Source organism: Pseudaquabacterium pictum, assembly GCF_005403045.1.
GTDB classification, from domain to species: Bacteria; Pseudomonadota; Gammaproteobacteria; order Burkholderiales; family Burkholderiaceae_C; genus Pseudaquabacterium; species Pseudaquabacterium pictum.
The window spans coordinates 413,346-431,175 of the sequence record NZ_BJCL01000001.1 but is presented as its reverse complement, the minus strand read 5'-3'; the positions used below and the strand labels follow the sequence as shown (position 1 = coordinate 431,175).

General features: G+C 71.9%; 22 protein-coding genes. 10 read left to right on the top strand and 12 right to left on the bottom strand.

The window, feature by feature from the left end; all coding sequences use genetic code 11:
* Positions 1-13: 13 nt before the first annotated feature.
* The 5 genes from FFT10_RS01870 to FFT10_RS01850 form a co-directional block, all read right to left on the bottom strand.
* Positions 14-775: an SDR family NAD(P)-dependent oxidoreductase gene (locus FFT10_RS01870; protein WP_137731060.1), complete on the bottom strand. Its 762-nt coding sequence runs from the start codon at positions 773-775 to the stop codon at positions 14-16.
* 44 nt (positions 776-819) lie between these two features.
* A complete protein-coding gene (locus FFT10_RS01865) occupies positions 820-1,818 on the bottom strand; it encodes an acetamidase/formamidase family protein (RefSeq protein WP_137731059.1) in 999 nt (332 codons plus the stop codon).
* 67 nt (positions 1,819-1,885) lie between these two features.
* Entirely contained in the window at positions 1,886-2,746 is an 861-nt protein-coding gene (locus tag FFT10_RS01860) for a hypothetical protein (RefSeq protein ID WP_137731058.1), read from the bottom strand.
* A 21-nt stretch (positions 2,747-2,767) separates the two neighbouring features.
* Entirely contained in the window at positions 2,768-4,279 is a 1,512-nt protein-coding gene (locus FFT10_RS01855) for a carboxylesterase/lipase family protein (RefSeq protein ID WP_162520673.1), read from the bottom strand.
* A gap of 122 nt (positions 4,280-4,401) precedes the next feature.
* Entirely contained in the window at positions 4,402-4,884 is a 483-nt protein-coding gene (locus FFT10_RS01850; protein WP_137731056.1) for a hypothetical protein, read from the bottom strand.
* A gap of 39 nt (positions 4,885-4,923) precedes the next feature.
* On the opposite strand from FFT10_RS01850, the gene FFT10_RS01845 reads away from it, so the two are divergent.
* The 3 genes from FFT10_RS01845 (at position 4,924) to FFT10_RS01835 (ending at position 7,705) form a co-directional block, all read left to right on the top strand.
* Positions 4,924-5,517, top strand: a complete 594-nt coding sequence (locus tag FFT10_RS01845) for a cysteine dioxygenase family protein (protein ID WP_137731055.1) — start codon at positions 4,924-4,926, stop codon at positions 5,515-5,517.
* Positions 5,514-7,136, top strand: coding sequence for a rhodanese-like domain-containing protein (locus tag FFT10_RS01840; protein ID WP_137731054.1), 1,623 nt, complete (start codon positions 5,514-5,516; stop codon positions 7,134-7,136). The genes FFT10_RS01845 and FFT10_RS01840 overlap by 4 nt, the downstream gene beginning before the upstream one ends.
* Before the next feature lie 104 nt (positions 7,137-7,240).
* A complete protein-coding gene (locus FFT10_RS01835) occupies positions 7,241-7,705 on the top strand; it encodes a DUF302 domain-containing protein (protein ID WP_137731053.1) in 465 nt (154 codons plus the stop codon).
* 13 nt (positions 7,706-7,718) lie between these two features.
* Here FFT10_RS01835 and FFT10_RS01830 read toward each other — a convergent pair whose 3' ends face one another.
* Genes FFT10_RS01830 through FFT10_RS01820 form a run of 3 tightly spaced genes read right to left on the bottom strand, consistent with a single transcriptional unit; the run spans position 7,719 to position 10,274 of the window.
* Positions 7,719-8,285, bottom strand: a complete 567-nt coding sequence (locus FFT10_RS01830; protein ID WP_137731052.1) for a histidine phosphatase family protein — start codon at positions 8,283-8,285, stop codon at positions 7,719-7,721.
* Positions 8,286-8,289: 4 nt separating this feature from the next.
* Positions 8,290-9,900, bottom strand: a complete 1,611-nt coding sequence (locus FFT10_RS01825; RefSeq protein WP_174246065.1) for an AMP-binding protein — start codon at positions 9,898-9,900, stop codon at positions 8,290-8,292.
* Positions 9,897-10,274 (bottom strand): nuclear transport factor 2 family protein, encoded by a 378-nt coding sequence (locus tag FFT10_RS01820; RefSeq protein ID WP_137731051.1) that lies wholly within the window; start codon positions 10,272-10,274, stop codon positions 9,897-9,899. Before FFT10_RS01820 ends, FFT10_RS01825 begins: the two co-directional genes overlap by 4 nt.
* Before the next feature lie 116 nt (positions 10,275-10,390).
* On the opposite strand from FFT10_RS01820, the gene FFT10_RS01815 reads away from it, so the two are divergent.
* Positions 10,391-10,771 carry a VOC family protein gene (locus FFT10_RS01815; protein ID WP_137731050.1) on the top strand — a complete coding sequence of 127 codons (381 nt, stop codon included), beginning with the start codon at positions 10,391-10,393 and terminating at the stop codon, positions 10,769-10,771.
* Positions 10,772-10,778: 7 nt separating this feature from the next.
* On the opposite strand, the gene FFT10_RS01810 is transcribed toward FFT10_RS01815, so the two are convergent.
* The gene (locus FFT10_RS01810) at positions 10,779-11,258 is read right to left on the bottom strand and encodes an ArsI/CadI family heavy metal resistance metalloenzyme (RefSeq protein ID WP_137731049.1); all 480 of its coding nucleotides are present in this window, start codon (positions 11,256-11,258) and stop codon (positions 10,779-10,781) included.
* A gap of 115 nt (positions 11,259-11,373) precedes the next feature.
* Between FFT10_RS01810 and yghU the strand changes: the two genes are divergently transcribed.
* The gene (gene yghU / locus FFT10_RS01805; RefSeq protein ID WP_137731048.1) at positions 11,374-12,234 is read left to right on the top strand and encodes a glutathione-dependent disulfide-bond oxidoreductase; all 861 of its coding nucleotides are present in this window, start codon (positions 11,374-11,376) and stop codon (positions 12,232-12,234) included.
* Positions 12,235-12,241: 7 nt separating this feature from the next.
* Here yghU and FFT10_RS01800 read toward each other — a convergent pair whose 3' ends face one another.
* The gene (locus tag FFT10_RS01800) at positions 12,242-12,514 is read right to left on the bottom strand and encodes an ATP-binding protein (protein ID WP_137731047.1); all 273 of its coding nucleotides are present in this window, start codon (positions 12,512-12,514) and stop codon (positions 12,242-12,244) included.
* Here FFT10_RS01800 and FFT10_RS01795 point away from each other — a divergent pair.
* Positions 12,513-13,055, top strand: a complete 543-nt coding sequence (locus FFT10_RS01795; protein ID WP_137731046.1) for a DUF2889 domain-containing protein — start codon at positions 12,513-12,515, stop codon at positions 13,053-13,055. The two genes, FFT10_RS01800 and FFT10_RS01795, sit on opposite strands and share 2 nt — an antisense overlap.
* A 16-nt stretch (positions 13,056-13,071) precedes the next feature.
* Here the strand turns inward: FFT10_RS01795 and FFT10_RS01790 are convergent, their stop codons facing one another.
* Positions 13,072-13,809, bottom strand: a complete 738-nt coding sequence (locus FFT10_RS01790) for a siderophore-interacting protein (RefSeq protein WP_137731045.1) — start codon at positions 13,807-13,809, stop codon at positions 13,072-13,074.
* A gap of 36 nt (positions 13,810-13,845) precedes the next feature.
* Here FFT10_RS01790 and FFT10_RS01785 point away from each other — a divergent pair, with 36 nt between their 5' ends.
* From FFT10_RS01785 to mtnA, 4 genes are read left to right on the top strand one after another with little or no spacing between them, the layout of a single operon-like run.
* A complete protein-coding gene (locus FFT10_RS01785) occupies positions 13,846-14,328 on the top strand; it encodes a MarR family winged helix-turn-helix transcriptional regulator (protein WP_137731044.1) in 483 nt (160 codons plus the stop codon).
* Positions 14,325-15,344: a tRNA dihydrouridine(20/20a) synthase DusA gene (dusA, locus tag FFT10_RS01780; protein WP_228026910.1), complete on the top strand. Its 1,020-nt coding sequence runs from the start codon at positions 14,325-14,327 to the stop codon at positions 15,342-15,344. The genes FFT10_RS01785 and dusA overlap by 4 nt, the downstream gene beginning before the upstream one ends.
* 43 nt (positions 15,345-15,387) lie before the next feature.
* Positions 15,388-16,281, top strand: a complete 894-nt coding sequence (locus FFT10_RS01775) for an S-methyl-5'-thioadenosine phosphorylase (RefSeq protein ID WP_137731043.1) — start codon at positions 15,388-15,390, stop codon at positions 16,279-16,281.
* Complete coding sequence (gene mtnA, locus FFT10_RS01770) at positions 16,278-17,357, top strand: S-methyl-5-thioribose-1-phosphate isomerase (RefSeq protein WP_137731042.1); 1,080 nt, start codon at positions 16,278-16,280, stop codon at positions 17,355-17,357. Before FFT10_RS01775 ends, mtnA begins: the two co-directional genes overlap by 4 nt.
* Here mtnA and FFT10_RS01765 read toward each other — a convergent pair.
* A complete protein-coding gene (locus FFT10_RS01765) occupies positions 17,354-17,821 on the bottom strand; it encodes a MarR family winged helix-turn-helix transcriptional regulator (protein ID WP_137731041.1) in 468 nt (155 codons plus the stop codon). The genes mtnA and FFT10_RS01765 overlap by 4 nt on opposite strands.
* Between the last annotated feature and the right edge of the window lie 9 nt (positions 17,822-17,830).

The window sequence follows — 17,830 nt, the reverse complement described above, 5'->3', positions numbered from 1 at the left end:
GTGTTGCCCAGGCTCAGAGCTGGACCCCCTTGGTCAGCGCGCCGTCGACCACCAGGTTGGTGCCGGTGATGAAGCTGGCCGCCGGGCTGGCCAGGAAGACGGCCGCGTTCGCCATTTCCTGCGGCGTGCCCATGCGGCCGGTGGGGTTCAGGCCCAGCGCCATGTTGTACAGATCGGGGTTGCCATGCTGGATCTTCTCCCACACGCCGCCGGGGAAGTAGGTGTTGCCGGGCGACACGGTGTTGGCGCGGATCTTCTGCCCCGCCAGGTGGTAGGCCAGACCTTGCGTGTAGTGGATGATGGCCGCCTTGAAGGCGCCGTAGGGCCCGGCGGCGAAGTCGATCTCGCGGCCCGACACGCTGCTGATGGTGACGATGGCCGCGGCGCTGCTCTTCTGCAGGTGCGGCAGCGCGGCATTGACCAGGCGCACCGTGCCCATCATGTCGGTCTCGAAGCCGGCCTTCCAGCCGGCCTCGTCGTTCGGGATCGCCAGCGCGCTGACGTTGGCCACGATGATGTCCAGCCCGCCCATCGCGGCGGCGGCTTCATCGACGAAGGCGGCCAGCGCCGCACCGTCCGACACATCGACCACCCGGCCGACGGCGGTCACGCCCTTGGCCTTCAGGGCAGCTTCGGTGGCCGCCACTTCCTCCGCGTTGCGGGCGCAGAAGGCCACATGCGTGCCCTCGGCCGCCAGGGTGTCGGCGATCGAACGGCCGATGCCCTTGGTGCCGCCGGTGACCACGGCCCGCAGGCCCTTCAATCCGAGATCCATGTTGACTCCTTGGTGTGTGTCTTGGGGGGGTATTGGGACGGGACTCAGGCCGCCGCCGGCGCCAGGTACTTCTTGTCGATGGCCGCGCCGACGGTGTACTTCGGGTCGACGAAGTTGCCCAGCCGCACCTGGCCGCACTGGCTGAGCATCATGTAGGCGTCCCAGCGGTCGTAGCCGAACTCGGCCTCCATCCACAGCACCAGTTCCTTGTAGGCGATGCGGGTGGCGTCTTCCAGCGGCCGGGCGCTGCCGATGCACATCAGCCGTGTCTCGGTCTCCAGCCGCGGCCATTCCAGCTGCCAGCCCTTGATCAGGTCGACCTGGATGGTGGTGGCGCTTTGGAACTCCACCGCGGTGCCGCAGACCTCGCCGTCGCCCTGGCAGGCATGGGCATCGCCGATGAACAGCCGGCCGCCGGCGGTGCGCACCGGCAGGTAGGTGATGCTGCCCGGGCCCATGTCGGGCAGGTCCATGTTGCCGCCGTGGCTGTCGGGCGTCAGGGTGTTGATCGAGTCGATCTCCGGGCTGCAGCTCAGCGTGCCGATGTGCGGCCGGTAGGGCAGGGTGACGCGCTTGCTCCAGTACACGCCGTTTTCGTCGACGTCGATCTTGCGCACGATCTCGGGCAGGTCGTCGGCCAGCAGGGCGGTCAGGCTGGTGCCGCTGAGCGCACCGAACTGCGGAATCATCGCGCAGGTGCCGCGGGGGTTGGGGCCGCGCGGGTCCATGCGCTCGATGTAGACCGCCAGCACATCGCCCTTCTCGGCACCTTCCACCATGATCGGCCCGTTCTGCGGGTTGACGAAGGGCATGGTCAGCACCTTGGACGGCAGGTCCTGCTCGGTCTTGACCTTGCCCTCGAAGGCATCGCGTGTGTCCACCAGCACCCGGTCGCCGGGCCGGATGGTCAGCACCGGGTCGGAATAGGGGCCGATGGTGTAGTGGAATTTTCCTTGCAGTGCCTCGGTCAGGTGGTGCAGCGTGGGCGTGCGGCCCTGGGCCACACCGCGCCGGCGCATGATGGAGTCGTTCAGCCAGGTCATTGTTTGCTTTCCTCGTGAAAGAAATCCCAGCCCTGGAGTCTGCCTTGCGCCTGCCCTGCGCGCCAGACTACGGCTTCTGGCTGTCGATGGATTTGTCCAGCTGCAACAGCCAGCCGGCCTCGCCGGGCACCAGGCGGTGGTAGAGCGCCCGCACGCCGCCGCTGGGGCTGGCATTGGCATCGCCCGGCTTGTAGACCGGGAAGCGCTGCACCAGGTGCCGGCCCTCGACCTGGAAGCTGTCATGCCCCTGGTAACCCTGGGCCTGGGGCGATGCCGGGTCCAGCGGCGGCAGGAACACGCCGCTCAGGCTCTTGCGCTTGTTCACCGCCCAGCCCAGCAGGCTGCCGGCCGAGCCCGAGCCGGCGCTGGTGATGCCGACGTACAGCTCGGGCGAGCCGTCGCCGTCCAGGTCAGCCACCTCGGCGCTGCTGACGGTGCCGTCGATTTCCTGCCGCTGCGGGCTGTTGTCGATGGTCAGACCGGCGGGCGCGACCAGCAAGGTGTTCTGCGAGCCCTGGTTGGCACTGGCCAGCGTGAAGCGGATGCCCTGCAGCGCCAGCGTGGTCTTCAGCGGCCCGCTGCCCCACAGCACCCGCAGCGTGCGGCCGTCGGCCAGGCGGAACTGCTGGCCACGTTTCCCCAGGCTGGCCTGGCGAAGCACCGGCTGGCCTTGCGCATCGGTGAAGCGGCCGGGGCCGCTGTCCTGCGGGCTGAAGTCATGCCGTTGGCCGCCGGCCAGCTGGATGCCGATGAAGCCTTGCCGCTGCGAGAACACGCAGGCCCGCACGGCCGTGGGCTGGCTGCCGCCCCTGGGCAGCAACTCGCACAGTGCGGCCGCGCTGTCGGCACGGGCGGGGCCGGCGGCAGTCAGGCAGGCAGCGGCCAGCAACACCGGCAGGCTCGGGAAGGCGGAGGTGGGCAGGGGCATGGGCGGGCGCGGGTCGTGGTGTCAACGGCTGCCGGCGAACCAGCCGGCCAGGGCGAGGCCGGCCACCAGGGTGTCCAGGCGCTGGCGCATGAAGTCGGGCACCACCGCCTCGGTCTCGCCGAACTCCAGCACCACCGGTTGCCAGCGGCTGTCGCGCGGCCAGGCCGGGCCGGCGGCGGTGTCGGGCGGGCCGCCGCGGGCAAAGGCGGCCCAGCGCGCCGAGACGCGCTGCCAGGCCTGGCGGTCGGCATCGCTCAGCGGCACGGCCAGGCACCGGCACAGGTCGCCGGTGCCGAACACCGCCGGCACCTCGCCGCCATGCGCCACGCCGGGCTGCGTGCCGCGGGCAGCCTCGGGCAGGCGGTCGAAGTGGTAGCGCCACACCGGTGCCCGGCGCGACTGCAGCACCGCGATGCGGCGGGCAAAGGCCGTGAAGGCCACGTCACGCACCACCTGGCGGCCCAGCTCGGCCTCGTCGGTCACGCCCGGGTACAGCGGCGCGAGCAGGATGCGCGCCGCACCCAGTTGCTGCACCAGCACCGCCGGCTGCAGGCCGAAGGCCAGGGCCACGCTGGCCTCATGGCTGGTGCTGCCGATCAGCAGCGGCACGGCGGCCTGGCGGCCGGCCTGGAAGGCGGGCAGCAGCGCCTGCGGCATTGCCGCGTCGCCGACGATCAGGCTGGGTGCCAGGCTGCGGCCCGGGCCCGCCTGGGCCACCAGCTGCGCCGCCGGCACCCGGCGCAGCTGCGTCAGGCTGGCGCGGGCGCCTGGCAAGCCCACCGCACTCGCCAGCCGCACGCCAGCCGCGCGGGCCTGCGCCCGGCTGTGGCTGGGGATGCCGTAGGCGCTCTGCACGATGGCGCGCTGGACCAGCCCGCGCGCGGGTGGCGCAGCCAGCAGCGCGAGCACGCTCTGCGCACCGGCCGACTGGCCGGCCACCGTGATCTGCCGCGGGTCGCCGCCGAAGGCGGCGATGTGGCGCTGCACCCAGCGCAGCGCGGCGATCTGGTCGAGCAGACCGAAGTTCATGGCACCGTCGGGTGACCGGGCCTCAAGCGCCGGGTGGTTGAAGTAGCCCAGCGGGCCCAGGCGGTAGTTCAGGGTCACCACCACCAGGCCCTGGCGTGCCAGCGCGGCGCCGTCGTAGATGTCGAGGCCACCGGCGCCCAGCACCAGGGCACCGCCATGCAGCCAGACCAGCACCGGGCGGGGACCCGGCGCTGCTGCCGCGTCGGCCGGCGCCCAGATGTTGAGGAAGAGACAGTCCTCGCTGAGGGGGCCGGGGTCGCCGCCGCCTTCCAGCGAGGGCCCCGGCGTCTGGGTGCAGGCGGCGCCGTTGGTGCCGGCCTCGCGCACGCCACGCCAGGGCGGCAGGGCCTGCGGCGGTTGCCAGCGCAGCGCACCCACCGGCGCCCGGGCATAGGGGATGCCGCGGAACACGGCCAGGCCGTCGACCACGCGGCCCTGCAGCCGGCCCGCGGCGGTCTGCACGGTGGCGCCGGCCTCGGCCCGGGCGCCCGGCAGCCACAGCACCAGCAGGCTCAGCAGCAGGGCCAGCTGCGCCAGGCTTTGCCGCAGCCCGCGAGTCGGCCATGCCGGTTCAGCGCCGCCGCACGCCGCGGGCGATCGCCTGGCCGGTGCGGCGGGATGGTGCATCAGGGCCGACCGAAGCCGCCGTCTGCCCAGGCCGTGGCGCTGGCGCGGTTCAACCGGAAGCCGGCCGACACCTTCACCCGTGCCAGCTCGGCGCCGGCCTCGTCGGCGGCGCTCAGCAGTGCATGCGGATCGTCGTCATCGGGCACGATGTCCAGCGCCACGGTGATGCGGCCGGCCACGTAGCTGATGGCGATCTCCTTGTGCAGCGTGGCCTGCAGGCTCTGCTCATGCCGGCGGATCACCTCGCTGGCGGTCTTCACCAGGGTGTTGAAGGCATTGGTGTCCAGCGGCTTCGGGTTCTTCTTGTCGCGGCCCATGGTCCAGGGGCCCACCAGGGCGGGCTCGGGCTCGCCGTCCTTGACCATGGCCACGGCCCAGCCCTCGTCGTCCTCGTTCTTGATCACCCGGGCCGTCCAGCCGTTGTCGCGCCAGAGGCGAGGTTCGTGGATGGGCTCTGCGGTGTCGGTGGGCGCGTCGTTCATGGGACAAGTCTAGCGAGGGCGCCAGCCCACAATGCCGGCATGACCGATCTCCGCCCCTTGCGCGACTTCGTGCGCGCCGCCACCGAGGCCGTGGCGCTGCCCCGGCCCGAGGCCGACCTGCTGGCCGATCTGCGGGGCCGCCTGGCCACGCTGGTGTCGCGCGACGACTGGCTGCCCGACGAGCTGGCCCAGCCGCACCCGCAGTTCTACCGCCAGTACCTGCTGCACTGCGATCCGCTGGAGCGCTTCTCGGTCGTCAGCTTCGTCTGGGGCCCGGGCCAGCAGACGCCGGTGCACGACCACACGGTGTGGGGCCTGATCGGCATGCTGCGCGGGCAGGAGGAATCCCAGCCCTACGCGCCCGATGCCGGCGGCGCCATGGTGCCGCAGGGCGCACCCACGCGGCTGGTGCCCGGCCAGGTGGAGGCGGTGTCGCCCACGCTGGGCGATGTGCACCTGGTGCGCAACGCGGTGCCCGGCCAGGTGTCGATCAGCATCCATGTCTACGGCGGCAACATCGGCGCGGTGCAGCGCTGGGTGTATGCGGCCGACGGCACGCGCAAGCCCTTCATCTCCGGCTACAGCAACACCATGCTGCCCAACCTGTGGGACCGTTCGAAGGAGGGCGCATGAGCACGCCCGATCTGCCCGTGATGACGCCCGCCCAGGTGCGGCAGCTGCTGCTGGACCGGCAGGAGCTCGCCCTGGTCGACGTGCGCGAGGAAGACCCGTTCGCCCAGGCCCATCCGCTGTGGGCGGTGCAGATCGGCGCCGGCCGCATCGCGCTGGACGCACCCTGGCGCCTGCCGCGGCGCGACGTGACCATCGCCGTCTACGACAACGGCGAAGGCCTGGCCGCGCCTGCCGCGCTGGAGCTGCAGGCCCTGGGCTACACCCGGGTGCATGTGCTGGACGGCGGCCTGGCCGGCTGGCGCGATGCCGGCGGCGAGCTGTTCCGCGATGTCAACGTGCCCAGCAAGAGCTTTGGTGAACTGGTCGAGCATGAGCGCCACACGCCCAGCCTGCCGGCCGAGGAGGTGAAGGCCCTGCTGGATGCGAAGGCCGATGTGGTGGTGCTGGATGCCCGCCGCTTCGATGAATACGCCACGATGAGCATCCCCGGTGGCACCAGCGTGCCCGGCGCCGAGCTGGCGCTGCGGGTGCGCGACCTGGCGCCCAATCCCAACACCCGGGTGATCGTCAACTGCGCCGGCCGCACCCGCAGCATCATCGGCACCCAGAGCCTGGTGAACGCCGGCATCCCCAACCCGGTGGCGGCGCTGCGCAACGGCACCATCGGCTGGCTGCTGGCCGGCCAGGTGCTGGACCATGGTGCGCAGCGGCGCTTCGGGGGCGTCAGCCCGGCCAACCTGGCGGCGGCGCGGGCATCGGCCCAGGCCCTGGCCGACCGCGCGGGCGCCGTGCGCCTGACCGCTGCCAGCCTGGCCGCCTGGGAAGCCGACACCCGCCGCACCCTGTACCGCTGGGATGTGCGCACACCCGAGGAATACGCCGCCGGCCACCTGCCCGGCTTCGGCAGCGCGCCCGGCGGCCAGCTGGTGCAGGAGACCGATGTGTGCGCCGCGGTGCGTGGGGCCCGCATTGCCCTGGCCGATGGCGGCCCGGCCAGCGACGGTGTGCGTGCCGCGATGACGGCCCACTGGCTGGCCCAGATGGGCTGGGAGGTGGGCTGGCTGACCGACCAACCCAGCGCCACCACGCCCGAGCAGCACACCGCCCACGGCCCCTGGCAGCCGCCGCACGCGCCATTGCCGGACGTGCCGCAGGTCGATGTGCCGACGCTCGCTGCCTGGCGCGACGCCGGCCGCACGCTGCTGCTGGATGTGGGCACCAGCGCCGCCCATGTGAAGGGCCATGTGCCCGGCGCGCACTGGCTGCTGCGCACCGACCTGCGCACCATCGCGCCCGAGCTGCCGGTGGTCGACCAGCTGGTCTTCACCTGCGGCGATGGCCGGCTGGCCCGGCTGGCCGCTGCTGACTTCACCCGCCTGACCGGCCGCCCGGCCCATGCGCTGGCCGGTGGCACCGCCGCCTGGGTGGCCGCCGGGGCGCCGCTGGAGCCGGGCGAGGCCAACCTGCTGAGCCTGCGCATCGACCGCTACCGCCGGCCCTACGAGGGCACCGATGCGCCGCGCGAGGCCATGCAGGGCTACCTCGATTGGGAGTTCGGTCTGGTCGCGCAGCTGGGCCGCGACGGGACCCACCACTTCCGCGTGCTGCCGGCTGCCTGACGGCAGTGGCAGTGGGTGGCGTGGCATACAGTCACGCCCGGCCGCGCTTGACGGCCCGGCAGGGCCGCACTGCCCTGCACGCCACCATCCCTCCCGAGGACGACATGCAATTCCTGCGTACCCTGGCCACCGCCGGCCTGCTGACCCTGGCCAACCTGGCCGCCACCCCGGCCCTGGCCGCTGACGGCCTGGTGGCCGTGAAGAGCCCGCACACCGCCGCCGAGACCATGAACCGCCTGGAAGCCCAGGTGAAGCAGCGCGGCCTGAACGTGTTCGCGCGCATCGACCATGCCGCCGGCGCCGCCAAGGTGGGCAAGACGCTGCGCCCGACCGAGCTGCTGATCTTCGGCAACCCGCAGGGTGGCACGCCGCTGATGGAATGCGCCCAGGGCGCCGGCATCGACCTGCCGCTGAAGGCCCTGGTGTGGGAAGACGCCCAGGCCCAGGTCTGGCTGGGCTACAACGATCCGGCCTGGCTGGCCCAGCGCCACGGCGCCGCGGCCTGCCCGGTGGTGCCCAACCTGCAGAAGGCCCTGGCCGGGATTGCCGAGGCGGTGACGGCCAAGTAACCCGCCGGGCGCTTCAGCCCAGCGACCAGCGCCCCAGCACCTGGGGCGCGCCGTCGGCGCCGGCCCGCAGCAGCAGGCCTTCGCTCACGCCGGTGTTCTGGCCGACCAGGTCGGCAAGCACAAACATGTGGGTCACCCACACCTCGAAGCGCCCGCGCTGGGCGCTGGCGCTGCGGATGGCCGCGCGCAGCGCTTCCAGGCTCTCGGCATTGGTGGCCTCGGTGGCGCCGCGCGGCGAGCCCAGTGCGGGCCAGGCCTCGTGGGTGCCGAAGGCCAGCTGCGCCGTGTCGACACAGCGGCACCAGGGGCTGGACCGCACCCGCGCCGGCTTCAGCCGCTGGGCCTGGAACCAGGCGCCGATGTCACGCGCCTGCTGGCGCCCCACATCGTTGAGGTTGCGCTGGGTGCTGCAGACGCCCAGCTTGAATTCTGGCGGATCGAAGGTGCCCGGTGCCAGCGCGTGGCGCAGGGCCAGCACCAGGCCGCCCTCGCGCAGCAGGTCCAGCGGTGCGGCCTGCGCGCCCGTCAGCAGGGCGGGCAGGACGAGCGGGGCGGCAAGGAGGTGGCGACGCTGCAACATCCAGTCAATGTACGGCGCGGCCCTGGCCGTGCCAGAACTGCGCCCGAATGGCCTTCTTGTCGAGCTTGCCAAGCCCGGTCACTGGCAGTGCATCGACGAAGTCGATGGCCTTGGGCGTGTAGACGGCGCCCTTCTTGTCGCGCACGAAGGCCATCAATTCGGCCATCAGCTTTTCTGCCGCCACGCTGGCGCCGGGCCGCAGCACCACCAGGGCGCGCACCGCCTCGCCCCACTTGGCATCGGGCACGCCCACCACCGCAGCGGCGGCCACGGCGGGGTGCTGGCTCAGCGCGTCTTCCACCTCGCGCGGGTAGACGTTGAAGCCGCCGCTGATGATCATGTCCTTGCTGCGGTCGACGATGTACAGGAACCCGTCGGCATCCTGCCGGGCCATGTCGCCGGTGTAGAGCCAGCCGTGGCGCAGGGCCTTGGCGGTTTCCTCGGGCTTGTTCCAGTAGCCCTGCATCACCAGCGGGCCGCGCACGCAGATCTCGCCCACCTCGCCACGCGGCACCTCGCGGCCATCGTCATCGAGCAGGCGCACCTGGGTGCCGACGCAGGGTGTGCCGCAGCTGGCCAGGCGTTCGGGGTGGTGCACCGGGTCATGCTCGTGCTGGTGCAGCACGGTGACGGTGTTGGGCGCCTCGCTCTGCGCATACAGCTGCATGAACACCGGACCGAACTCCCGGATGCCCTCGGTCAGCCGGGCCGGCGACATCGGCGACGCGCCGTAGATGATCAGCTGCAGGCTGGACAGGTCGGCGCCTGCGCGGGCCGGGCTGTCCAGCAGCACGTAGACCATGGTCGGCACCAGGAAGGTGGCGGTGATGCGGTGCTGCTCGACCAGGCGGATGAACTTCTCGGGTGTGAAGCCCTGGGTCATGGCGTAGGTGCCGCTCTTGAGCAGCACCGGCATGATCATCGCGCCCGAGGCATGGGTGATCGGCGTCAGCGCCAGGAAGCGGATCTCGCGCGGCCAGTCCCAGTCGGCCATCTCGGTGAGGATCATCGTGACATGCACCCGGTGGGTGTGCGCCACGCCCTTGGGCCGGCCGGTGGTGCCGCCGGTGTAGATCAGCACGCACACGTCCTCGGGTTCGGCCTGTGGCAGCAGCGGCCCCGGGGTGTGGGTGGCGGCGGCAGCCAGCAGGTCCTCGCCCAACCCGCCGCTGTCGCCGAAGGACATGGCCCGCTGCACGCCCGGCACCCGCTGGCGCAGCACCCGGGTGCGGTCGCCGAAGGTCTTCGGGCAGAAGAACAGCGTGGTCACGCCCGAGTCTTCCAGGATGTAGGCGTGGTCGTCCTCCGACGAGGTGGGGTTCATCCAGGTCAGCCGCAGGCCCATCAGGTAGGCCGCGGCGGTGATCAGGAAGGCCTCGGGCCGGTTGGCCGACAGCGTGGCCACCGCATCGCCGCGCCGCAGGCCGCGCGCGGCCAGGGCCTGCACCACCTGGCTGACCTTGGCGCCGAGCTCGCGGTAGGTCCACCGGGTGTCGTCGCTGATGAAGGCCACACGCTCGCCGCCACGGGCGATGGCGCTGGCGACCAGGTCGCCGACATTGGCGCCCTGGTACAGCGGCTGGTTGAAATCGGCCCGGGTGTTGGCGGCCGTCAATTGCGCACCTCGGTGGCAAACACCTTCTGCGCCACCTTCCACTGGCCGCCGATGCACAGCAGGTTGAGGTAATCGGTGAAGTAGCGCGGCGGGATCTGGCACTTGACCTTGACCAGCGCCGTGGTCGGGCCGCTCTGGTCGATCAGCAGGATGGCGTCGTCGCGGGCCAGGCCCCTGGCCTGGGGCGAGGGCCGCTCGCGCACCGCCTTCAGCCAGTCGGCCAGCGGCCACACCAGTACCGTGCCGGCGTTGTCGTAGGTGAGGGCGCTGCCGGGGTGGAACACGCTGGCCAGCTTGTCGGCGTTGCCCTCGTACAGGCCGTCGAAGTAGGTCTGGATGGTCTGCTCGATCGCGGCGCGGACGTCGGGTTGCATGCGTGTCTCCTTGAAAGCGGGCATGCTAGACCGCAGGCCCGGCGCTGCCGTCACCTGCCCGACACGGCGGCCGCACAATCCGCGCCAGCCCATCGGCACCACCCAGGAGCCCCGCGATGATCCACGGCATGAACCACTTCACCATCGTCGCCGACGACCGCGAGGCGACGCTGGCCTTCTACTGCGGCCTGCTCGGACTGGTGGACGGCCCACGGCCGCCGTTCGACTTTCCCGGCGCCTGGCTGTACGCGCCCGGCGGCACCCAGGCGGTGCTGCACATCGTCTTCGGCCGGCCGCTGCCGACGCCGCGCACCGGGGTGATCGACCACATGGCCTTCACCGCCACCGACCTGCCGGGCGTGAAGGCCCGGCTGGACGCGGCCGGCGTGCCGTACGACCTGCGGGAACTGCCCGGCGGCGGCCTGTGGCAGCTGTTCTGCCACTGCCCCAACGGGGCCCGGGTGGAGCTGGACTTCGCCGTTGCCGGCGTGGCCTGAGGCCAGTTCAGCAGCAGCTGCCGGCCGCCCTGACCGGGATGGACAGCGGCTTGCCGCGCGGCGCGGCCGGCGTGCAGCAGGCAGCCGGTTCGGCGGCGGCGGTCACCGGGGCCTCATGGAACACCGGGATGTTGCCCAGGGTATGGAAATGCTCCCAGGCGATGCCCTGCGGGTCGGTCACCCAGTGCTTCTCGCTGCGGGCATAGCAGCAGGTGGTCGTGCCTTCGTCCAGCAGCGCCATGTCGGCGGCGTCGGCGCGGGCCTTCAGCGCCGCCAGTTCGGTGGCGTCATCGGTCTGGATGCCTAGGTGGTCGATGCCGGCCTGTTGCCCGCGGGTGGAGATGGCGAAGTTGACCGGCGGGTCGTCCAGCATCCACTTGGCGTAGTCGTCTTCCTGCCGTGCCGGCTGGGCGGCAAACAGCTGGGAATAGAAGCCGATGCTCTTGGCGAGGTCATCGACATGCACGTGCACATGGAAGCGCTTCATCGGTGTCTCCGGTTGATATTTCGATCATTATGGAAATGAAGGACCGCGTCAAGCCCTGCCGGCCAACGGCCACGGGCGCTTCCCGTACAGTGGCCGGGCTGACAAGGAGACACCGATGACCGATGCAACCGCCTACGTTCCGCCCAAGGTCTGGGTGTGGAACAAGGCCAACGGCGGCCAGTTCGCCAACATCAACCGGCCGGTGGCCGGCCCCACGCATGACAAGGACCTGCCGGTGGGCAGGCACCCGCTGCAGCTGTATTCGCTGGCCACGCCCAACGGCGTGAAGGCCACGGTGATGCTGGAAGAACTGCTGGCCCTGGGCCACAGCGGCGCCGAGTACGACGCCTGGCTGATCCGCATCAACGAGGGCCACCAGTTCGGCAGCGGCTTCGTGGCGGCCAACCCCAACAGCAAGATCCCGGTGCTGGTCGACCGCAGCGGGCCGCAGCCGATCCGGGTGTTCGAATCCGGCGCCATCCTGCTGCACCTGGCCGAGAAGTTCGGCGCCTTCCTGCCCACCACCCAGCCGGCGCGGGCCGAGTGCCTGGCCTGGCTGTTCTGGCAGATGGGCAGCGCACCCTACCTGGGCGGCGGCTTCGGCCACTTCTACGCCTACGCGCCGACGAAGATGGAATACCCCATCGACCGCTTCGCGATGGAGACCAAGCGCCAGCTCGACGTGCTGGACCGCCGCCTGGCCGAAAGCGCCTACCTGGCCGGTGACGACTACACCATCGCCGACATCGCCGTCTGGCCCTGGTACGGCGCGCTGGCCCAGGGCCTGCTCTACAACGCCGGCGAATTCCTGCAGGTGCAGGACTACACCCATGTGCAGCGCTGGACGGCGGCCATCGCCGCCCGGCCGGCGGTGCAGCGCGGCCGCCGCGTCAACCGGGTGTGGGGCGATGCGGCCGAGCAGCTGGCCGAGCGCCACGACGCCAGCGACTTCGACGCGCCGCCAGCCGCCGGCTGAGCCTGCGTCAGCCCGTCGGCCGCACCATCCGGATCGCATCGAACGGGCAGCGCAGCGCGCACAGGCTGCAGCCGGTGCAGCGCTCGGCGCCCTGCAGCACGGCGTGCTTCTTCCAGTGCTGCACGTCGAGGCTCAGCAATTGCGGGGCGCAGGCGCCGACGCAGCGGCCGCAGCCGGTGCAGCGCCGGGTGTCCACCATGGGCAGCCGCGGGCGCCGCGCCGGTGTAGGCTGCGCGCCGGCGATCCCGCCCGTCTGACCCTGGTTGTCGTCCGTCTCCATGCCTCTGCCCACGCCCGATTGCGCCCGCGAAGCGGCCCATTGCCGCACCATCACCATCCAAGCCTACGCCCGCAGCGACGGCTTGTGGGATCTGGAGGGGCATCTGACCGATGTCTGGCCTGCGCCGGTGCCTTGTGCCGGCGGCATGCTGGAGGCCGGCAAGCCGATGCACGACATGTGGCTGCGGCTCACGGTCGACCGCACCGCCACCATCGTGGCAGTGCAGGCGGTGGGGGATGCCGGCCCCTACGGCCCCGTCTGCGGCGCGATTGCGCCCGACTACAGCCAGCTGGTGGGCGTGCAGGTGGCACGCGGCTACAAGGACGCGATCCGCCGCCTGTTCGGCCGCACCGCAGGCTGCACCCACATGAACGAGCTGGCCAGCGCCATGGGCAGCGCCGCGATGCAGGCGCTGTGGGACGCGATGCCGCGCGACCCCGAGCAGCGCCCCTTCGCCATCGACGGCTGCCATGCGCTGAAGGCCGATGGTCCCCAGGTGGCGACCTTCTTCCCGCGCTGGCACAAGCCGGCGGCGGACTGAGCACCGGCGGGGGCGGTCAGATCGCCAGCTCGTCGTGGAAGCTGGCGGCACCGCGCTTCCAGTAGGCCGACACCCGCATCGCCTCCTTGGGCTGGCCCTTGGCCAGCAGCAGGTCGCGCAGCCGCGCCATGGCGCCGGCCTCGCCGGCGCACCAGGCAAAGCCTTCGCCGGGCGGCAGGTCCAGTGCATCGATGGCCGACGCCAGGGCCGCCGTGTCGGGCACCCACTGCAGCGTGCGGTGCGCGGCGGTGGGCAGCAGGCGCTGGTCGGCCGCATCGGCTTGCACGATCACGATGGCCTGCGCATCGGCCGGCAGCTCGGCCAGGCGGCGCTGGATGGCGGGCAGGGCGCTGGCATCGCCGGCCAGCAGGTGCCAGTCGAAGTCGGTGGGCTCCACCATCGAGCCGCGTGGCCCGGCCACCACCACCGTCTGCCCGGGCCGGGCCTGGCGCGCCCAGTCCGACGCCACACCGCTGGTGTGCAGCGCGAACTCCAGCGTCAGCGTGGCGGCCTGGCGGTCGAAGGCGGCGGGTGTGAAGTCGCGCATCACCGGCTGGCCGTCGTCACCGGGCAGGATGAGCTTGAGGTGGTCGTCGAACCCGTCGGAGACAAAGCCGGCGAGCGATGGGTCGGCCAGGGTCACCCGCACGAAGCCCGGGGTGGGCCGGTCGACCCGGACGACGGTGGTGGTGCGGCGGTGGATCTCGTGGCGCACGCGGTGCACGCGGCGCTGGGCGGGGGCGGTGGTGGACATGGAGAGCCGGACAAATGGTTGATAATGTCATCCATCATGTCCAAAACAGTTGACCATGTCAACCAATCGGCTTCCGATCCCGACACCGCCGACGGCGACGAGGTGTTCGAAGCCATCCATGCGGTGATGCACCTGTACCGCTCGCCGCGCCACCGCAGCGCCATGCCCGACGCTGCCGAGCTGACCCACATGGAGCACAAGGTGCTGGGCTTCTTCTGCCGCCACCCCGGCGCCACGCAGAGCGACCTGGCCAGCCATGCCGGCCGCGACAAGAGCCAGCTGGCGCGGCTGATCGCCGGCCTGCGCGCCCGCGGCCTGCTCGACGCCCAGCCCGACCCCGCCGACCGCCGCAACCTGCGCCTGCATCCCACCGCCACGGCGCAGGCCGTGCAGCAGGCGGCGCAGCGCCAGGCCCGCGCGGTGGCCGCCACTGCGGTGGCCGGCCTCAGCGATGCCGAGCGGCTGCAGCTGCTGGCCCTGCTGCAGCGGGTGCGGGCCAACCTGGAGCCCGCTCCGTGACCGCACCGCTGAGCCCCTGGCGCCTGTCGGTCGCGCCGATGATGGACTGGACCGACCGGCACTGCCGCTTCTTCCACCGCCTGGTCACCCGCCACACCCTGCTCTACACCGAGATGGTGACCACCGGCGCCTTGCTGCACGGCGACCTGCCGCGCCACCTGGACTTCAACCCGGAAGAACACCCCCTGGCCCTGCAGGTGGGCGGTAGCGAGCCGGCCGACCTGGCCCAGGCCGCCCGCCTGGCCCGGCAGTGGGGCTACGACGAGATCAACATCAACTGCGGCTGCCCCAGCGAGCGGGTGCAGCGCGGCGCCTTCGGCGCCTGCCTGATGGCCGAGCCGCAGCTGGTGCGCGATGGCGTGCAGGCCATGCGCGATGTGCTGGGCAACGACCTGCCGGTGACGGTGAAGCACCGCATCGGCATCGACCGGATCGAGCGGTACGACTTCGCGCGCGACTTCATCGGCACCGTGGCCGAGGCCGGCTGCACCGTGTTCATCGTGCATGCCCGCAATGCCTGGCTGCAGGGCCTGAGTCCGAAGGAGAACCGCGAGATCCCGCCGCTGCGCCATGCGCTGGTGCACCAGCTGAAGCGCGACTTCCCGCACCTGACCATCGCCATCAACGGCGGCATCACCAGCAGTGACCAGGTGGCCGAACACCTGGCCGCGGTGGACGGCGTGATGGTGGGCCGCGCCGCGTACCACGAGCCGGTGGTGATGGCCGACTGGGACGCGCGCTTCTGGGGCGATGGCACGCTGCCGGTGGTGGACGATGCCTGGCGCCTGGCCATCGAGGACCGCATGCTGGCCTACATCGAAGCCGAGCAGGCCGCCCGCGGCACGCCGTTCGCGCACATCACCCGCCACATGCTGGGCCTGTGGAACGGCCAGCCCGGCGCGCGCCGCTGGCGCCAGGTGTGGAGCGACCACCGCCTGAAGGCACTGCCGGTGCGCCAGGTGGCGCAGCAGGCCCATGCCGCGCGCTGCGGCACCGCCACGCTGGCCGGCGCCTGAACCGACGACGGCAGAATCCGCGGCAATTCCTGGAGCACCTGCCATGACAATCTCTTCAGCCAACGGCCTGCTGGCCATCATCGGCGGCAGCGGCCTGTACGAGCTGCCCGGCCTGGCCGACACCGCCTGGGTCACGGTCGACACCCCCTGGGGCGCGCCGTCCGACCAGATCCTCACCGGCACGCTGGCCACGCCGGCCGGCCCGGCGCGGCTGGCCTTCCTGCCGCGCCACGGCCGCGGCCACCGTCTGACGCCGAGCGACCTGAACTACCGCGCCAACATCGCGGCCCTGAAGCAGTTGGGCGCCACCGATGTGCTGTCGCTCAGCGCGGTGGGCGGCCTGCGGGCCGATCTGCCGCCGGGCAGCTTCGTCATCGTCGACCAGTTCATCGACCGCACTTTCGCCCGCGAGAAAAGCTTCTTCGGCGCCGGCTGCGTGGCCCATGTGTCGATGGCCCATCCGGTGTGCCCGCGCCTGGGTGACCACCTGCAGGCCGCGCTGGCCGGCCTGGGCGTGCCGCATGTGCGTGGTGGCACCTACCTGGCGATGGAGGGGCCGCAGTTCAGCACCCTGGCCGAGAGCCGCCTCTACCGCAGCTGGAACTGCGACGTGATCGGCATGACCAACATGCCCGAGGCCAAGCTGGCCCGCGAGGCCGAGCTGTGCTACGCCACCGTGGCCATGGTCACCGACTTCGACTGCTGGCACCCGCACCATGACGACGTGACGGTCGAGGCCATCGTCGGCGTGCTGCTGCGCAATGCCGAGACCGGCCGCAGCCTGGTGGCCCAAGCCGCCGGCGCCGTCACCCACGACAGCCACGGCCCCGCCTGCACCTGCCGGCATGCGCTGGAGCATGCGCTGATCACCGCCCCGGCGGCGCGGGACGCCGCGCTGGTGGAACGCCTGCGCAGCGTGGCCGGACGGGTGCTGTGACCGGCACAGCAGCGCAGCGCCGCAGCCTCTGGACCACGCCCGAAGGCGATGCGCTGCTGGTGATCGACCAGCGCCAGCTGCCGCACCGGCTGGTGGTGGAACGGCTGGACAGCGTGGCCGCGGTGCGCACCGCCATCGTCGACATGTGGGTGCGTGGCGCGCCGCTGATCGGCGCCGCCGCCGCTTACGGCATCGCGCTCCAGTGCCGGGTGGCCGCCGACGACGCCAGCCTGGCCGCCACCCAGGCCTGGCTGGACAGCGCCCGCCCCACCGCTGTGAACCTGGCCTGGGCCACCCAGCGCATGGTGGTTGCGTTGCAGCCGCTGCCGGTGGACGCCCGAGCCGCCGCCGCCTGGCAGCTGGCCGGCGCGCTGGCCGATGAGGACGTGGCCACCAATGCCGCCATCGGCCGCCATGGCCTGGGCCTGCTGCAGGCGCTGGCCGCGCGGCACCCCGGCCGGCCGCTGAACCTGCTGACCCACTGCAATGCCGGCGCGCTGGCCACGGTGGACTGGGGCACGGCGCTGGCTCCGGTGTACGCCGCGCAGGCCGCCGGCCTGGCGGTGCATGTGTGGGTGGACGAGACCCGGCCACGCAACCAGGGCGCCAGCCTCACCGCCTGGGAGCTGGGCCAGCAGGGCGTGCCGCACACCGTGATCGCCGACAACACCGGCGGCCACCTGATGCAGCATGGCCAGGTCGACATCGTCATCGTCGGTGCCGACCGGGTGACGGCCCGCGGCGATGTCTGCAACAAGATCGGCACCTACCTGAAGGCGCTGGCCGCCCACGACAACGGCGTGCCGTTCTATGTGGCGATGCCGCTGTCGACGCTGGACCGCAGGGTGCACGACGGCGTGGCCGAGATCCCGATCGAGCACCGCAGCCCGCGTGAAGTGACGCACATCACCGGCCAGGATGCGGCGGGTGCCCTGGTGGAAGTGCAACTGGTGCCCGATGGCAGCCCGGCGCTGAACCCGGCCTTCGACGTGACGCCGGCGCGGCTGGTGACCGGGCTGATCACCGAGCGCGGCGTGCTGGCCGCCACCGCCGAGGCGCTGGCCGCCACCGCCTAGGCGCCGGCGTCTTCCGTGATCGGGACCGGCAGGTCCTGCAGGCTGTGCTGCACGTCGTCCATCAGCTGGTGCAGCTGCGCCACCTGGGCCGTGCCCAGGCGGGCATTCAGCGCCAGCTGGGCGCGCTTCCAGTGCTGGCGGGCCTCGGCCTGCTTCGCCGTGCCCGTGGGCGTGATGGTGATCAGCCGGCTGCGGGCGTCGGCCCCCGGGCCCTGCAGCACCCAACCCTTGTCGACCAGCGGGCGCAGGTTGCGGGTGAGGGTGGAGGCGTCCATGCCCATGCGCTCGGCCAGCGCCGACGGGGCGATCGGCCCCAGCGACAGCACATGCGACAGCAGCGAGAACTGCGTGGTCTTCAGCCCGGCCTGCGCCATCTCGGCGTCGTACAGCCGCGAGACGCTGCGCAGCAGCTGCCGCAGCTTGAAGTTGGTGCAGCCCTGGGGCTGTGCAGTGTCGCGTTCCATGTCACACTT

Excerpts from the sequence above, each read along its gene's own strand:
- FFT10_RS01800 (WP_137731047.1), bottom strand. The coding sequence starts at position 12,514 with ATGGAGACGGACGACAACCAGGGTCAGACGGGCGGGATCGCCGGCGCG.
- FFT10_RS01850 (WP_137731056.1), bottom strand. The coding sequence starts at position 4,884 with ATGAACGACGCGCCCACCGACACCGCAGAGCCCATCCACGAACCTCGC.
- FFT10_RS01815 (WP_137731050.1), top strand. The coding sequence starts at position 10,391 with ATGATCCACGGCATGAACCACTTCACCATCGTCGCCGACGACCGCGAG.
- FFT10_RS01765 (WP_137731041.1), bottom strand. The coding sequence starts at position 17,821 with ATGGAACGCGACACTGCACAGCCCCAGGGCTGCACCAACTTCAAGCTG.
- FFT10_RS01785 (WP_137731044.1), top strand. The coding sequence starts at position 13,846 with ATGTCCAAAACAGTTGACCATGTCAACCAATCGGCTTCCGATCCCGAC.
- FFT10_RS01795 (WP_137731046.1), top strand. The coding sequence starts at position 12,513 with ATGCCTCTGCCCACGCCCGATTGCGCCCGCGAAGCGGCCCATTGCCGC.
- FFT10_RS01860 (WP_137731058.1), bottom strand. The coding sequence starts at position 2,746 with ATGCCCCTGCCCACCTCCGCCTTCCCGAGCCTGCCGGTGTTGCTGGCC.
- FFT10_RS01810 (WP_137731049.1), bottom strand. The coding sequence starts at position 11,258 with ATGAAGCGCTTCCATGTGCACGTGCATGTCGATGACCTCGCCAAGAGC.
- FFT10_RS01845 (WP_137731055.1), top strand. The coding sequence starts at position 4,924 with ATGACCGATCTCCGCCCCTTGCGCGACTTCGTGCGCGCCGCCACCGAG.
- FFT10_RS01775 (WP_137731043.1), top strand. The coding sequence starts at position 15,388 with ATGACAATCTCTTCAGCCAACGGCCTGCTGGCCATCATCGGCGGCAGC.
- yghU (WP_137731048.1), top strand. The coding sequence starts at position 11,374 with ATGACCGATGCAACCGCCTACGTTCCGCCCAAGGTCTGGGTGTGGAAC.
- FFT10_RS01790 (WP_137731045.1), bottom strand. The coding sequence starts at position 13,809 with ATGTCCACCACCGCCCCCGCCCAGCGCCGCGTGCACCGCGTGCGCCAC.
- FFT10_RS01830 (WP_137731052.1), bottom strand. The coding sequence starts at position 8,285 with ATGTTGCAGCGTCGCCACCTCCTTGCCGCCCCGCTCGTCCTGCCCGCC.
- FFT10_RS01865 (WP_137731059.1), bottom strand. The coding sequence starts at position 1,818 with ATGACCTGGCTGAACGACTCCATCATGCGCCGGCGCGGTGTGGCCCAG.
- FFT10_RS01835 (WP_137731053.1), top strand. The coding sequence starts at position 7,241 with ATGCAATTCCTGCGTACCCTGGCCACCGCCGGCCTGCTGACCCTGGCC.
- FFT10_RS01820 (WP_137731051.1), bottom strand. The coding sequence starts at position 10,274 with ATGCAACCCGACGTCCGCGCCGCGATCGAGCAGACCATCCAGACCTAC.
- FFT10_RS01840 (WP_137731054.1), top strand. The coding sequence starts at position 5,514 with ATGAGCACGCCCGATCTGCCCGTGATGACGCCCGCCCAGGTGCGGCAG.
- FFT10_RS01870 (WP_137731060.1), bottom strand. The coding sequence starts at position 775 with ATGGATCTCGGATTGAAGGGCCTGCGGGCCGTGGTCACCGGCGGCACC.